Here is a 14,143-nt window from a genome sequence, read left to right on the forward strand (position 1 = left end):
GTCAGGAGAAGGGGGAGGGGCCGCCAGTCGAGCGTGACCTCTCCCCTCTTCTTTCCTGCCCCTCCTCGTCGTTCATGCCTCCCAGCCCCTTGTTGACGGCGGCGGGCGTCTCGTCCTCCTCGTCGGGCAGGGCGTCCAGCATGGAGCGCACGTTGTCGTCGGCATCGTTCTCCCCGGTGGCGGCCACGGGGTCCTGCTTGCTCGCCGGGTAGCTCACGCCCCCAGGTGCTTTTGCAACTGAATGGGGCGGATTTTCGCCACGTCTTGCCCTCCCGCGCCGATGATGGGCCGCCCTGGCTCCCGCCACGTGCGACGGTCTTTTACGCCGGGTTAAATCTGAACCGGCTCCAGCAGCCCGTTCTCCAGCACGAAGCCCAGCGCCAGCGTCTGATACCCCGGCCCGTCGAAGAGGACCGTCACCTTGTCGCCCTCGTAGCGCATGACCTGACCCTCGCCGAAGGTGGCGTGGGCGACGCGGGTGCCGAGGGCGAAGGGCAGGTCGGCCCCGTCGCCCGCCGCCCGCACGTCTCCGGCAGCGCAGCGGTCGCAGGTGCCGCAGGGGGCGGGGTAGCCCTCCCCGAAGTAGTTGAGCAGATACTCGCGGCGGCAGCCCCCCGTCTCGGCGTAACCGCGCATCATCTCCAGCCGCGAGCGGTCGTAGGCCCGGCGGTGTTCCTGCGCCTGCGCCGCCTGCGCGACCGCCTCCGGCGCAGTCGTCCCATCGGTCGCCATCACCTCGCCGCTCGGCAGCACCTCCAGCGCCCCGACCTCCTCCAGACGGCTCACGGCGCTCAGCAGGCGGGTCTGCGAGAGGCCGGTCTCACCTTGCAACTCGGCGGGGTCCACCGGCCCCTCGTGGTCCTCCACCGCGCGCAGGACCTGTTCGACCTGATCGGCGTCCAGCAGGGCACTCCCCGCGAAGAAGCGGCGCAACCGCAGGTCGCCCGGCGTGTAGAAGAGGGTGGCCCGCGCCCACCCGCCGTCGCGGCCCGCCCGCCCGATCTCCTGGTAGTAGGCGTCCACCGAGCCGGGCAGGTCGAGGTGATGCACGAAGCGCACGTTCGGCTTGTCGATGCCCATGCCGAAGGCGGTGGTCGCCACGATCACCTCCACCTCGTCCGCCATGAAGGCCGACTGCACCTCGTCGCGGGCCGCCGCCGTCATTCCGGCGTGGTAGGCCGCCGCGCGCACCCCACGCTCCGTGAGGTCCCACGCGCATTTCTCCGCTGCCTTGCGGGTCGCCGCGTAGACGATGCCCGGCCCCTCGGCCTCCACCACCGCCGCGACCAGAGCCGCGCACTTGGCCCCCGCGTCCGCGAAGACCTCCACCCCCAGCCGGATGTTCGGGCGGTCGAAGCCACGCACGAAGACCTGCGGGTCGCGCATCCCCAGCCGCTCCACGATCTCCGCGCGCACGGGCGGGGCGGCGGTCGCGGTCAGCGCGAGGACGGTCGGGTGCCCCAGCGCCTCCACCGCCGCCCCCAGCCGCAGGTACTCGGGCCGGAAGCTGTGCCCCCACTCCGAGACGCAGTGGGCCTCGTCCACCACGAACAGGGAGGGGGAGGCCTCCCGCAGCCGCGCCAGCGTTTCCTCGCTCGCCAGTTGCTCGGGCGCGAGGAAGAGGAACTCCACCTCGCCCTCCCCGAAGGCGCTCAGCACCTCCTCGCGCTCGGCGGGCTTCAATGTGGAATTGACCAGGGCCGCCTGACCGGGCGCACTCTCCTCCAGCGCCTCCACCTGATCCCGTTGCAGGGCGATCAGGGGCGAGACCACGACCGTCGGCCCGCCGAGCGACAGCGCCGCGACTTGATAGATGGCCGATTTGCCGCTGCCCGTCGGCATGATGGCGAGGGTATCCCGGCCCTTCAGCACCGACGCGATGGCCTCCTTCTGCGCGGGGTGAAGCTGGTCGTAGCCGAAGACTTCCTGAGCGATCTTCTGTGCCCGCCGCAGGTCTCTGGTCGGGCGGGGCGCGGGGGCGTCCAGGTTGGGGGCCGGGGGCGGCGCGGGTTCAGGGGCGGCCTTCGCCTCCGACGCGGATGACGCGGCGCGGCGCGGGGGCGTGACCGGCTCGGGGGTGACGGGTTCGGGTTCGTTCGGTTCGGTGGGGTTCGGCTCGGGGAGCTGCACCCGGATACGTTTGGGCATGGCGACGTTCCTCTCTTGCGCCGCCAAGATGAACCGCCCCGCCCGCCCCCGCCTGTGCCCTTGGCTACCCTCGCGCGGAGGGTGAAGTTTGTCGGAAGGGATGGGGGGAGAGGTCAGCTCCCAGCAGACAGCTTCCAGACACCAGCAGAAAGAGACTCCGGCCATGAGGAGACGGGGCGGGTTCTCCTTCCTGAAGGACTCGGAGAAGGGGGAAGCCGAGGAAGCACCGAACAGCGTTTGCCCTGGGCACGTCAGGGCAAAGGAGCCGGAGCCTCCCCGCCCCGTCTCCCTCCCCTCCTCCCCACCTCCCCGCCTCAGTCGCTCGTGAGGTCGTTCGGCGTGTTGCCGCTCACGTCGCCGCCCGTGCGGGTGAAGGAGGCCCCGGCGCGGTTGCGGATGCCGCCGCCCGGCGCGGTGCTGCTGTTGCCCGTGACGCTGCCGCCCTCCAGGGTGAGGAAGGCCCCGTTGTAGATACCGCCGCCGCTCCCGTTCGTGGCCGTGTTGCCGCTGAGGGTGCCGCCGGAGAGGGTGAAGGTGCCGCCGGGGTTGGCCGTGGTGGGGGCGCTGATGTTCAGGCCCGCGCCTGTCCTGGCGGTGTTGCCGCTCACCTCGCCGCCCGTCATCGTGACGGTGCCGGAGGAGTACACCCGCAGGCCGCCCCCGCGCTCGCCGCCGTCGTTGCCCCGGATGACGCCGCCGCTGATCGTGCTCACGCTACCGTTCCCCACCGTGATGCCGCCGCCCTCCTGCCCGGCGCTGTTGCCCTCCACCGTGCCGCCCGTCATCGTGAGGGTCGCGCCCGACACGTCGATGCCGCCCGCCGCGATCCCCGCCCGGTTGCCGCGCACGACCGCCGTGCCGCCGAGGGTCAAGGCCCCCTGCGCGTTGTGGACGCCGATGCCGCCGCCGTACTCGCTGGCCGTGTTCCCCTCGACCGTGCCGCCCGTGAGCTGGAGGGTGCCGCCGCCGCTGATGTTGAAGGCCCCGCCGGACAGGGCCGTGTTGCCCCGGAAGGTGCCGCCGCCGACCGTCAACCTGCCGAGGCTCAGCACCGCGCCCCCACCGCTGTCGGTCCCGCCGGTGACGCGGTTGCCCTCGAAGGAGCCGCCCTCGACCGTGACGGTGACGTTCGCGTTGGACAGGAAGAGGACCCCTCCGCCACGGGTGGCGGTGTTGTCCCTGAACGTGCCGCCCCGCAGGGTCGAGGTGCCGCTGCCCCCCAGCAGGGCCACGCCCCCGGCACAGCCCCCGCTCCCCCCCGCCGTGACGGGAGCGGTGCAGGCGTTGTCCTCGAACAACCCGTCCTGGACGGTCAGCGTGCCGGTGTTGCGAAGGACGCCGCCCGTGGAGTAGGCCGTGTTGCCCCGGAAGGTGCCGCTCTCGACCGTCAGCGTGCCCCGGTTGGCGATGGCCCCGCCGGACCCCGTGCTCTCGTTCTCCAGGTCGGGGGTGGGGATGAACGCCTCGTTGGCCGTCAGCGTGACGTTCCGCAGCGTGAGGTTGGCCCCGGCGTCGTTGTAGATGCCGCCACCGTTCATGGCCCGTCCGCCCGTCACGGTGGTCCCGTCCAGGGTCAGCTCGCCCCGGTTGATGACGATGCCGCCCCAGGTGGCCTGGGAGAGCGCCTGGCTGGTGGCCCGGCTGGCGGTGGCCGCGACCTCGATGGGTTGCCCCACCCCGCCCGTCAGGGTGCCGCCCTTCACGGTCACGGTCGCGCCGCCCGCCACCTCCAGCACGCGCCCGGTGCCGCCCGCGTCCAGTGTCACCCCGCCCGTGAGGAGCGTCACGTCCTTCCCCACCGTCAGGGCGCTGGTGAGCGCGACCGTCCCCTGCGCCGTGAAGCGGAGCGTGTCGCCGTCCTGCGCGGCGGCGAGGACTTCACGGAGGCTGCCCGGCCCGCTGTCGGCGAGACTGGAAACGGGCGTGCCCGCCGTGCCGCCTCCCCCACACCCGGCGAGCAGCAGGGCGAGCGACACGGCGCTCAGGGTCAGGGTGGGACGTGTGGTGGACGTGATGCGCTGGTTCATGGTGGCTCCCCTTTGCCCCCGCGCCGTACAGGGGCCGGAGGTGAGGGCAGTGTGGAAGGGGCCGCATGACCGCCCCGTGACCGGAACTCCCTCCCCACCGGACCTACGCCGGATGGCCTACCCCCCGCCTCCCCGCTTCCTCACGCCCGCCCCGCCTGCTACCGTGGGGCCAACACCGGAAGGAGGTGCTGCTATGACCAACCAGATCATGAACGTCAGCCTGACCGCGACCCACCGAGGAATCCTCGTCCCCGCCCCCAGGAGTGACCGTGCAGCACCAGCCTTGCCCGCAGGACCATCCGCACCAAGTCCCATGTAACACACCGCCGGGGTGCCCTTGAGCGCCCGCTGGCTGGAAGACGAACTCTCTGGCGAGGGTGCCCGCCCGGAGCGCCGCCAGAAGCACAAGACCAAAAAGCCGCTGGGCCGCCGTCGCCTCTCCGCCCTGACCGCCGAGGAGGGCAGCGAGCAGGACGACACCATCCGCCGCCTCGTGGACCTGGGGCACATCACCGAGGTCGTCGCCGAACTCAAGAGCGGCAAGGAGGCCACGGCCTATGTGGCGCGCGGGCCGAGGGGCAGCGTCCTCGTCAAGCTCTACCGCGAATTGGAGGCCCGGTCGTTCAAGCGCGACGGCGTGTACCGCGAGGGGCAGGTCATCCTCGACGCGCGGGCGAAGCGGGCGATGGAGGGCCGCAGCAAACGGGGCCTGGAGATGCTTCAGGCGGGCTGGGTCGCCGCCGAGTACGCGCACCTGTGGCACCTGTGGAACGCTGGCCTCAGCGTCCCCGAACCCCTCGTCGGCCCCAGCCCCTACGACTACACGCAGACGACCCCCGCCGTGCTGATGCGGCTGATCAGCACCGAGGACGCCCCCGCCCCCCGCCTGAGCGAGGCCGTCCTCACGCCTTCAGCGGCCCGGAGCGCCTGGAATCAAGCTCTGGACGGCATGGCCCACCTGCTTCGGCTGGGCTACGCGCACGGCGACTACAGCACCTACAACCTCCTGTGGTGGGAGAACACCGTGATCATCATCGACTTTCCCCAACTGACCACCCGGCAGAACCCCAACTTCGGGGACCTGCTCCGCCGCGACGCCGAGAGCCTGGCGACGAGCTTTCGCAAGCACGGCGTCGTTGAAAACGGCGAGGCCACCTTGCGCGAGGTGCAGCGGCGGGCGCTGGGACCGGCCCCGGTGGCGCGGGTGGTGCTGCCTTAAGAGCGGTCAGCTCTCAGCTTTCAGCCGTCAGCGGGGGCACGCCTCGGCTGAAAGCTGACGGCTGATCGCTTTAAGCTCTGCCCATGTCCGAGGTCAACATCTCCACGGTGAACGGCACGCCGGACGAGGAACGGGTACGGTCGGCCCTGCTGGACCTGATGCGCCAACACGACCTGAGCCGCTGGACCTGGGCAACGGACGTGCGGATAGACCGGGACCTTCCCGCTCTGGGGCAATGCTCACGGGAGGATGGAAGGCATGTCGTCCGCCTACGTTCTGCTAAACAGCCTGCGAACGTTGAAGGCAGTGCGCCTCCCCGGATCAACTGGCATGGGTTGCTTACCGTCTACGTCCATGAGCAACTTCACGCCTACCTCGACCTGAAAGACGACCAAGTACAGCAGGCTGTGGAGGAGTTACGCCACCTCTACCCGAGCGTTCCCGGCGGCGGCGAGGAGGGAGCGCGCAGCGAGTTCAGCACCTACCTGCACCTGATTCTCTGCACGCTGGAATTGGAGGGCGTCTCGTCCCTCATCGGTGAGGCAACCTACCGTGAGATCAAGGCTGAACCGAGGTTCTATCGCTTCATCTACCGCACCGTCCTGCGGGATACGGACGCTCTGCGTGACCTGATTCGCCGACACGGGTTGAACCTCAGCGCGTAGGCTCTCCCCATGCGCGCCCTCGAGACCTGCCTGTACGTGGACGATCTGGAGGCCGCCGAGGCGTTCTACTCGGGCGTGCTTGGGCTGACGCTCTCCGGCAAGGTGGCCGGGCGGCATCTCTTCTACCGGCTGGACGACTCCATGCTCCTGATCTTCGACCCGGCGCTGAGCGGGCAGCCGGGCGACGTGCCGCCTCACGCGGGCAAGCCGGGCGGCCACGCCTGCCTCGCCATCGGTCGTCAGGAGACAGACGCCTGGCAGACGCGACTGGAGGGGCACGGCCTGACCGTCACCCGTTACGCCTGGGGCAGCCGGGGCGAGAGCCTGTACTTCACGGACCCGGCGGGCAACGTGCTGGAATTGGCACCGCCGAGCATCTGGGGGCTGGAATGAGCGAGGAGTTTGAGTTTATTACGGCACGCGACCCGGAAAGCGACTCGATGAATCTGGAGGTCTACCGGCCCGCCTTTCATCAGTTGCTGAATATTCGGGAGACGGCGGACGGCGAGTACATCGTGCAGGACTGGTCCGGTCCAGAGGGCGCGACGTTCACCGCTCAGGAAACCGCGTTGATCGTCGCCCACGCCCTGCGCTTCGCTGGCCTCCGCGTTCGTAAACCGGACGGGCTACCCTGACCCTATGCCCCGCCCCCTGAAGTTCCTCCTTGCCCTCTTCCCCTTCCTGCTCGCGTCAAGCGCGGCCAAACGCCGCAAGCCGGAGACGCCGCGTGAGCGTTAGGCCCCTGCGTTCGGTGCTGTACGTGCCGGGCGACAAGCCGCGCGCCATCGAGAAGGCCCGCACGCTCGGCGCGGACGCGGTGATTCTGGACCTGGAGGACGCGGTGGCCCCCGAACACAAGGACGCGGCGCGGGAGAACGTGCGCGCGGCGCTGGGGACCCGCTGGCCCATGCTCGTCCTCGTGCGGGTGAACGGGCTGGGCACCCCCTGGGAACACGCCGACCGCGAGATGAGCCTGACGGCGGGCGCGGCGGGCCTCGTGCTGCCGAAGGTGGAGGACGCCCGCGTGGTGCGCGACCTCAGCCTCGGCCTCCCCCTGTGGCCGATGATCGAGACGCCCCTCGGCGTGCTGCGTGCCGCTGAGATCGCCGCCGTGCCGGGCGTTGCGGGTCTGCTGGTGGGCGCGAACGACCTCGCCCGCGCGTTGCGGACCCGATCACATCCCGACCGCCTGCCCCTCCTCCACGCGCTCTCGGCGGTGGTGCTGGCCGCCCGCGCCCACAGCAAGCTGTCCCTCGATGCTGTCTATAACGACGTGCGCGACCCGGACGGCTTCGCCCGCGAGTGCGCGCAGGGCCGGACGCTCGGTTTCGCGGGGAAGACGGTCATTCACCCCGACCAGATCGCTCCCACCAACGCCGCCTATGGCGTAACCGACGCGGAGGCCGAGGAAGCCCGCGCGCTGCTGACGGTGTGGGAACAGGCCCGCCAGGAGGGGAAGAGCGTGACCACCCACCGGGGTTCCCTGGTGGAGGGGATGCACGCGGACGAGGCGCGGGAGACGCTGGCGCTGTGGGAGGAGCAGGGGTAGGACGGGGTAGGACGGCAGAGTCGTCACGTCGCCCCCTCACCCCAGCCCTCTGCTTCGCAGCTCTCCGAGTCACCCACGAGGGGAGAGGGAGAAAAGATGCCTGTGCTTCTGCTCTCTTAAAAACCGTCACTTTCAACGGCCAATTCTTGCCCGTGAGCCGACGCCCCATCCCACCACGCCTTGCTCGCGGAGCTTCCTGGGTGGGCCTTCCCAACAGAGCGCAACAAGATCAGACGTTGCCACGTGGAGGACCTTTCCTCCAGCATGGTCAACGGGCCTTTGCCGAGCACAGCGCCGCTCCCCCTGCCCCTCTGGGGGAGGAGGTTGGGGGGTGGGGCAAACTGTGGCAAGACGCCATGCCCACCAAATCCCTCTACCCTGCATAAGCCATGCCCGCCCCCGACCCTCCCCACATCCTCGTCGTCGGCGGCGCGAACGTAGACATCAAGGCCCGCACCCTCTCCCCCATCGTCCTTGCGACAAGCAACCCCGGCACGACCACGCAGAGGCCGGGCGGCGTGGCCCGCAACGTGGCCGAGAATCTGGCCCGTCTCGGCGTAAGCACGCGGCTCATCACGGCGATTGGGCGCGATGCCCTCGGCGAACTGCTGCTGAGCGAGACGGCGACGGCGGGCGTGGATGTTCGGGCCGTTCTCCAGGTGGACGCCCCGACGGGCACCTACACGGCGGTTCTCGACAGCCGGGGTGAACTCCTCGTGGCCGTGGCGGCGATGGACGTGCTCGACACCCTGACCCCCTCTGCGTTGGACGAACGCCTGAACCTTATGCACGGCGCAGCTTGGGTCGTGGCGGACGGGAACCTGAGCGCCGAGACGCTGACCCACCTGCTCCTGCGGGCGCGGGAGGCGGGCGTCCCCGTTGCCTTCGAGCCGGTGAGTGTGCCGAAGGCCGCGCGCCTCCTTCCGGCCCTCGCGGCGGGCATGGTGCCGAACACGGTCACGCCGAACGTGGCGGAACTGAGCGCCCTCGTAGGCCGGGACGTGCCGAATACACCGGGTGCCCTGCGCGAGGCGGCGGACGAGCTTCACGCCCTCGGCATCCACACCGTCTGGATTCGCCGGGGTGCGCGCGGCAGCCTCCTGTCCACCCCCGAGGAAGCGCACGAACTCCCCGCCCAGCCCGCCCGCGTCGCCGATGTGACGGGCGCGGGGGACGCCATGCTCGCCGCCTACCTCGCCGCCCTCCTCGCCGGGCACTCTCCGAGAGAAGCCGCCCGCCACGGCCACGCCGCCGCCGCCCTGACAGTGGAGAGCGAGTACGCCGTCTCCCCTACCCTGAGTCCCGCCGCGCTCCGCTCACGCCTCGGTTGACAGCCGTCCTCCCCCATCTTCCCGAAGGAGTTCCCCCATGCCCACCTCCCTCCCCCTCCGCCCTGAAATTGCCCGCCTCATGGACGTTCACCCTGAAGTTGCCGCCGCCCTCATTGAAGGTGGTCCAGTCGTCGCGCTGGAAAGCACCATCATCAGCCACGGGATGCCGTACCCGCAGAACGTGGAGATGGCGCGCGGCGTGGAGGCCGTCGTGCGGGAGAACGGGGCCGTGCCCGCGACGATTGCGGTGCTCGGCGGTCGGCTGAAGGTGGGCCTCACACCCGACGAGTTGGAACTCCTCGCCACCGACAGGAACGTTCAGAAGATCAGCACCCGCGACCTGCCCGTGACGGTCGCGCTCGGCAGGCACGGGGCGACGACGGTGGCGAGCACGATGCGAATCGCGTCGCTGGCGGGCATCCGCGTTTTTGCCACCGGGGGCACGGGCGGCGTCCACCGGGGCGCGGGCGAGAGCATGGATATCAGCGCCGACCTCACCGAACTCGCGCGGACGGACGTTTGTGTGGTCAGCGCCGGGGTCAAGAGCATCCTCGACATCGGCCTCACGCTGGAGGTGCTGGAGACGCAGGGCGTTCCCGCAATCACGCTCGGCTCGGAGGAGTTTCCCGCCTTCTACTCGCGCCAGAGCGGTTTCGCTTCTCCTTTGACTGTTCGGACGGAAGTCGAGGCGGCCCGCGTCCTGCACGCCAAATGGTCGCTCGGCCTGTCGGGTGGCGTCCTCCTCGCCAACCCGATTCCGGAAGGGGCCGAGATTCCCACCGCCGAGATCACCCCGCACATCGAGCAGGCGCTCGCCGACATGGACGCGCTGGGGCTGACGGGCAAGGCGACGACGCCCTATCTGCTGGGCCGGATCGTGGAGATCACGGGTGGGCGCAGCCTGACGGCCAACATCGCCCTCGTGCGGCACAACGCGGCGGTGGCGGCGCGGGTGGCGGCGGAGTATGCGGCGCTGCAAGGCTGAGGTCTAACAAGTGGAAGCGCCCCCCAACCGTCAAGGGGACGCTTCCGGGAGAGGTTCTACGCGGGCAGCGGCGTGTCGATCTGGCGGCCCTCGCCGCGCTCCTCGGCGGCCACCTCGGGGACGAGGGTGGGCAGGTCCTCACCGTTCAGGGCACGCTCCAACCGTCCCATGTCCACGGCGTTCTCGCTGCGGGCGACCACGAGGGCGGCGACCCCGTTGCCGATGAAGTTGGTGATGGCGCGGGCCTCGCTCATGAAGCGGTCGATGCCCAGGATGAGGGCCAGGCCCGCGACCGGCACGCTGCCCACGGCGCTCAGGGTGGCGGCCAGGGTGATGAAGCCGCTGCCCGTCACGCCCGCCGCGCCCTTCGACGTGAGGAGCAGAACGCCGATCAGGCCGAGCTGCTGGCCGAGGCTCAGCTCCGTGCCCGTGGCCTGCGCGATGAACATGGCGGCCATCGTGAGGTAGATGGAGGTGCCGTCGAGGTTGAACGAGTACCCGGCGGGCACGACCAGCCCGACCACGCTCCTCTGCGCCCCGGCGTGCTCCAGCTTGGCGATCAGGCGCGGCAGGGCGCTCTCGCTGGAGGAGGTGCCCAGCACGAGCAGCAGTTCCTCCTTGATATAGCGGATGAACTTGAACAGCGAGAACCCGTAGAAGCGGGCGATCAGCCCCAGCACCACGACCACGAACAGCACGCAGGTCGCGTAGAAGGCGACCATCAGGTAGCCGAGCTGCGCCAGCGACCCCACCCCGTACTTGCCGATGGTAAAGGCCATCGCCCCGAACGCGCCAACCGGTGCCAGCCGCATCACGAAGCCCAGGATCACGAAGACCGCGCTGTTGACCGCCTCGATGCCCGCCAGAATCGTCTCGCCGAGCTTGCCCAGCTTCAAGAGGGCGAAGCCGAACAGCACCGCGACGAGGAGCACCTGAAGGAGATCGCCCTCGGTGAAGGCGCTGATCATGGTGTCGGGGATGATGTGTAGCACGAAGTCCGCGACCGTGCGCTGGCCCGCCGCCTCGGTGTAGGTGGCGATGCTGCCCGTGTCGAGGGTGGCAGGGTCGATGTTCAGCCCCCGGCCCGGCCCCAGCACGTTCACGATCACCAGCCCGATCACGAGCGCAAAGGTCGTCACGACCTCGAAGTACAAGAGTGCCTTGCCGCCCACGCGCCCCACCTTCTTCGTGTCGCGCATGTGGGCGATGCCGCTCACCACGGTAGCGAAGATGATCGGCGCGATGATCATCTTGATGAGCTTGATAAAGCCGTCGCCCAGCGGCTTGAGGCCCTCCCCGACCCGTGGGAAGAGGAAGCCCAGCAACACGCCGAGCACGATGGCGATGAGAACCTGCACATACAGGCTGCGGAACACTTTCGGCATGGAAGACCTCGCGGGGAGCAAGAGAGGGTGGGCGGCGAGGGGCTAGGCCTCAGCCGGGCACGGGAACGCGGGCGGCGGGACGCGCGGAAGGGTTGTGGCAGGAGGCTGCGTGGTCATGGTTGACCAGGAGGGACTTGGACGGCCCGTCCACCAGTCTTCATCAAACCTTTAAGTTAAGGAAAGTTCGTTCCAGCGGACCAAAACGGATGCCCCGCACTGCTCGCCTTTTGTCCACAGCGTGAACCAAACCCGGCGCGGGGGTCACGCGGTCTGACAGACTGGGCGCGGTGTCCTCTCCTCCGGCTCCCGTGGTTCCCACTGCGCGTCGCCCCGGCACGTCCAGCCTGGCGCGCGAGGTCGCGCTGCCGCACACGCCGCGCTGGCTGCGGATTCAGTCGCGGGTCTTTCTCTCCATCGCCGCCGCCTTCCTGCTGTTCGCGGTGCCGCTCGCGCTTCTGGCCTCGGCCAGCCTGCGCGGGGCCATCCACCGCACGTACTCGGACCGGGCGCTGCGCGAGTCGGGGCTGATCGCCACGCTGCCACCCGTGCGCGCCGCGTTGGGCGGGGACGCGGAGGCCCGCGCGGGACTGAATCGCCTGATGAACGAACATCGCCTCCTGCTGGGGGCCGATTACGTCGTCGTGACCGATCTCTCAACCCGGCGGCTGACCCACCCCGAACCCGACCGGATCGGCGAGCCGATGGTGGGGGGCGACTTCACCAGCTTCCGGGCGGGCCGCCCCGTGACCGAGACGGTGCGGGGCACGCTGGGACCCTCCGTGCGGGCGAAGGTGCCGGTGCTGGACGGGCAGGGGCGGGTGCTGGGGCTGGTGAGCGTGGGCTTTCTGCTGCCACGCCTGGGCGAGGTGTTCGAGGAGGTGGTGCGGGTCGCGCTGCCGTGGTACGTGGGCGCGCTGGCCCTCGCGCTGGGGGGCGCGTCGGTCCTCGCCCGGCGGGTGCGGCGTGAAATGCTCGACCTCGAACCCGAACAGATCGCGGGCGGGCTGCTGCACTTCCGCACGGTGCTGGGGGCATTGGAGGAGGGCGTCCTCGTCGTGCGAGGCGGGCAGGTGTACCTGATGAACGCGCAGGCGCGGGCACTGCTGGGGGTGGGGGCGGAGGAGTTGCCCGTCGCCCTCGATACGCTCCTGCCCGGAGGAGCCACGACCCTCCTCGGCGCGGACACGTCCGACGCCCCCGTCCCGCTCACCGTGCGGGGCCGTCCCCTCCTCGTCGGCGTGCGGCCCGCCCCGGACGGCGCGGGGGTGGTGGTCGTGCGCGACCTCGCGCGGGTGCGGGCGCTGGCGGACGAACTCACCCAGTCGCGGCGCTACGCCGACCTGCTGCGGGCGCAGACCCACGAGTTCACGAACCGGCTGCACACGCTGGCGGGCCTGCTCCACCTCGGCGAGACGCGTGAGGCCCTGGCGCTGATCTACGCGCAGTCGCGGCGGGAGGCCGAACACATAGGTGCGGTGCGGGCGCTGCGGCCCGTGCGCCTCGCCGCCCTCGTGCTGGGCAAGTACGAGCGGGCCGCCGAGCGGGGCGTGACCCTCACCCTCGACCCCCACAGCGCCCTGCCCGACGGCCTGCCCGCCCCGGCCCTCGACCTGATCGAGCTGGCGGTCGGCAACTTCCTGGAGAACGCCTTCGAGGCGCTGGAGGGGCACCCGGCGGGCGAGGTCCGGCTCCTCGTCGCCGGGGACCCCGAGGGGCTGGTGGTCGAGGTGCGAGACAACGGCCCCGGCGTGCCCGCCCCCCTCGCCGGGGCGCTCACCGAGCGCGGCGTGAGCAGCAAGGGTGCGGGGCGCGGCGTCGGCCTGTCGCTCGTGCGGGGCCGGGCGAACGCGCTGGGGGCGACCCTGACCCACGACCGGGTGACGGACCCCGACGGGAGGAGCTGGACCCGCTTCACGCTGGACCTGCCCGCGCCGGGGGTGGCGGCGTGAGGGGGACCCCGCGCGGGACCTCCGACGGAGGCATGGAGCCGCCAGCTTCCAGCTCCCAGCGGTCAGAGGAGGCCGGGGCCACTCGCCCGCCTGCGCGAAGCTTGCCAAATCCACCGTTCGGAACCCGTCGTTTCTCCCACCCGTCAGTCGGGGGCCGTGAGCAGTGCCGCAGAGGCCCGGAGGCCGTGTGACCTCTCCCCCACCCGTCCGCACCCTGATCGTCGAGGACGACCCGCGCATCGCCGCCCTGCACCGCACGTTGCTGACGCAGGCGGGCGGCTTCGAGGTGCTGGGCATAGCGGAAACGCTGCGGGTCGCGCGGGCGATGGCCAAGACCCTGCGCCCCGATCTGCTGCTGCTCGACGTTCATCTCCCCGACGGGCGCGGCCTCGACCTGCTGCGGGAGCTGCGCGCCCACTCCGCGCGGCTGGACGCCATCCTGCTCACCGCCGCGAGCGACACGCCGAGCGTGGGGGACGCCCTGGCCCTGGGGGCCGCCGACTACCTCGTCAAGCCCTGCGCCCCCGAACGCTTCGCGCAGGCCCTGGGCCGGGTGCGCGAGCGGGCGGCCCTGTGGCGGCAGGGGGAGGTGCGGCAGGGCGACCTCGACGCCCTGTTCTCCCTCTCCCGGCCCACCGCGCCCGCCGCCGGACTCGACCCGGAGACCCTGCGCCTCGTGCGCGCCACGCTGCGGGACGGCCCACCCCGCACCGCGAACGAGATCGGGCAGGCCCTGGCCCTCAGCCGCGTGACGGCGTGGCGCTACCTCGAACACCTCGTGGCGGGCGGCGAGGCCACCGCCGAGACGGACACGCGCGGGGTGGGCCGCCCGGTGAAACGCTACCGGCGGGCGTAGGTCCCCCCGCCCCTCCCCTGTCACGCCTC

The 14,143-nt window shown here is 70.8% G+C and carries 13 protein-coding genes; 9 read left to right on the forward strand and 4 right to left on the reverse strand.

Annotation, left to right across the window (positions count from 1 at the left end; genetic code table 11):
• Position 1: 1 nt before the first annotated feature.
• From V3W47_RS11485 to V3W47_RS11495, 3 genes are all read right to left on the reverse strand, one after another.
• The gene (locus V3W47_RS11485; protein WP_331825347.1) at positions 2-217 is read right to left on the reverse strand and encodes a DUF2795 domain-containing protein; all 216 of its coding nucleotides are present in this window, start codon (positions 215-217) and stop codon (positions 2-4) included.
• Between the two features lie 113 nt (positions 218-330).
• Positions 331-2,148, reverse strand: a complete 1,818-nt coding sequence (locus V3W47_RS11490) for a RecQ family ATP-dependent DNA helicase (RefSeq protein ID WP_331825348.1) — start codon at positions 2,146-2,148, stop codon at positions 331-333.
• Positions 2,149-2,462: 314 nt separating this feature from the next.
• Entirely contained in the window at positions 2,463-4,175 is a 1,713-nt protein-coding gene (locus V3W47_RS11495; protein WP_331825349.1) for a beta strand repeat-containing protein, read from the reverse strand.
• Positions 4,176-4,512: 337 nt separating this feature from the next.
• On the opposite strand from V3W47_RS11495, the gene V3W47_RS11500 reads away from it, so the two are divergent.
• The 7 genes from V3W47_RS11500 to V3W47_RS11530 all read left to right on the forward strand — a co-directional run bounded on the left by V3W47_RS11500 (position 4,513) and on the right by V3W47_RS11530 (position 9,924).
• Positions 4,513-5,394 (forward strand): RIO1 family regulatory kinase/ATPase domain-containing protein, encoded by an 882-nt coding sequence (locus tag V3W47_RS11500; RefSeq protein ID WP_331825350.1) that lies wholly within the window; start codon positions 4,513-4,515, stop codon positions 5,392-5,394.
• Between the two features lie 83 nt (positions 5,395-5,477).
• The gene (locus tag V3W47_RS11505; protein ID WP_331825351.1) at positions 5,478-6,059 is read left to right on the forward strand and encodes a hypothetical protein; all 582 of its coding nucleotides are present in this window, start codon (positions 5,478-5,480) and stop codon (positions 6,057-6,059) included.
• Positions 6,060-6,068: 9 nt separating this feature from the next.
• Entirely contained in the window at positions 6,069-6,452 is a 384-nt protein-coding gene (locus V3W47_RS11510; protein ID WP_331825352.1) for a VOC family protein, read from the forward strand.
• Positions 6,449-6,694, forward strand: a complete 246-nt coding sequence (locus V3W47_RS11515) for a hypothetical protein (protein ID WP_331825353.1) — start codon at positions 6,449-6,451, stop codon at positions 6,692-6,694. The genes V3W47_RS11510 and V3W47_RS11515 overlap by 4 nt, the downstream gene beginning before the upstream one ends.
• A gap of 92 nt (positions 6,695-6,786) precedes the next feature.
• Positions 6,787-7,608, forward strand: coding sequence for an HpcH/HpaI aldolase/citrate lyase family protein (locus tag V3W47_RS11520; RefSeq protein WP_331825354.1), 822 nt, complete (start codon positions 6,787-6,789; stop codon positions 7,606-7,608).
• Positions 7,609-7,997: 389 nt separating this feature from the next.
• Positions 7,998-8,939 (forward strand): carbohydrate kinase family protein, encoded by a 942-nt coding sequence (locus tag V3W47_RS11525; protein ID WP_331825355.1) that lies wholly within the window; start codon positions 7,998-8,000, stop codon positions 8,937-8,939.
• A gap of 37 nt (positions 8,940-8,976) precedes the next feature.
• Positions 8,977-9,924 (forward strand): pseudouridine-5'-phosphate glycosidase, encoded by a 948-nt coding sequence (locus tag V3W47_RS11530; RefSeq protein ID WP_331825356.1) that lies wholly within the window; start codon positions 8,977-8,979, stop codon positions 9,922-9,924.
• Between the two features lie 56 nt (positions 9,925-9,980).
• Here the strand turns inward: V3W47_RS11530 and V3W47_RS11535 are convergent, their stop codons facing one another.
• Positions 9,981-11,309, reverse strand: a complete 1,329-nt coding sequence (locus V3W47_RS11535; protein WP_331825357.1) for a dicarboxylate/amino acid:cation symporter — start codon at positions 11,307-11,309, stop codon at positions 9,981-9,983.
• A 308-nt stretch (positions 11,310-11,617) separates the two neighbouring features.
• Between V3W47_RS11535 and V3W47_RS11540 the strand changes: the two genes are divergently transcribed.
• The gene (locus V3W47_RS11540; RefSeq protein WP_331825358.1) at positions 11,618-13,258 is read left to right on the forward strand and encodes an ATP-binding protein; all 1,641 of its coding nucleotides are present in this window, start codon (positions 11,618-11,620) and stop codon (positions 13,256-13,258) included.
• Positions 13,259-13,445: 187 nt separating this feature from the next.
• The gene (locus tag V3W47_RS11545) at positions 13,446-14,114 is read left to right on the forward strand and encodes a response regulator (protein ID WP_331825359.1); all 669 of its coding nucleotides are present in this window, start codon (positions 13,446-13,448) and stop codon (positions 14,112-14,114) included.
• Positions 14,115-14,143 lie beyond the last annotated feature (29 nt).

It is taken from the genome of Deinococcus sp. YIM 134068, assembly GCF_036543075.1.
Classification (GTDB): Bacteria; Deinococcota; Deinococci; order Deinococcales; family Deinococcaceae; genus Deinococcus; species Deinococcus lichenicola.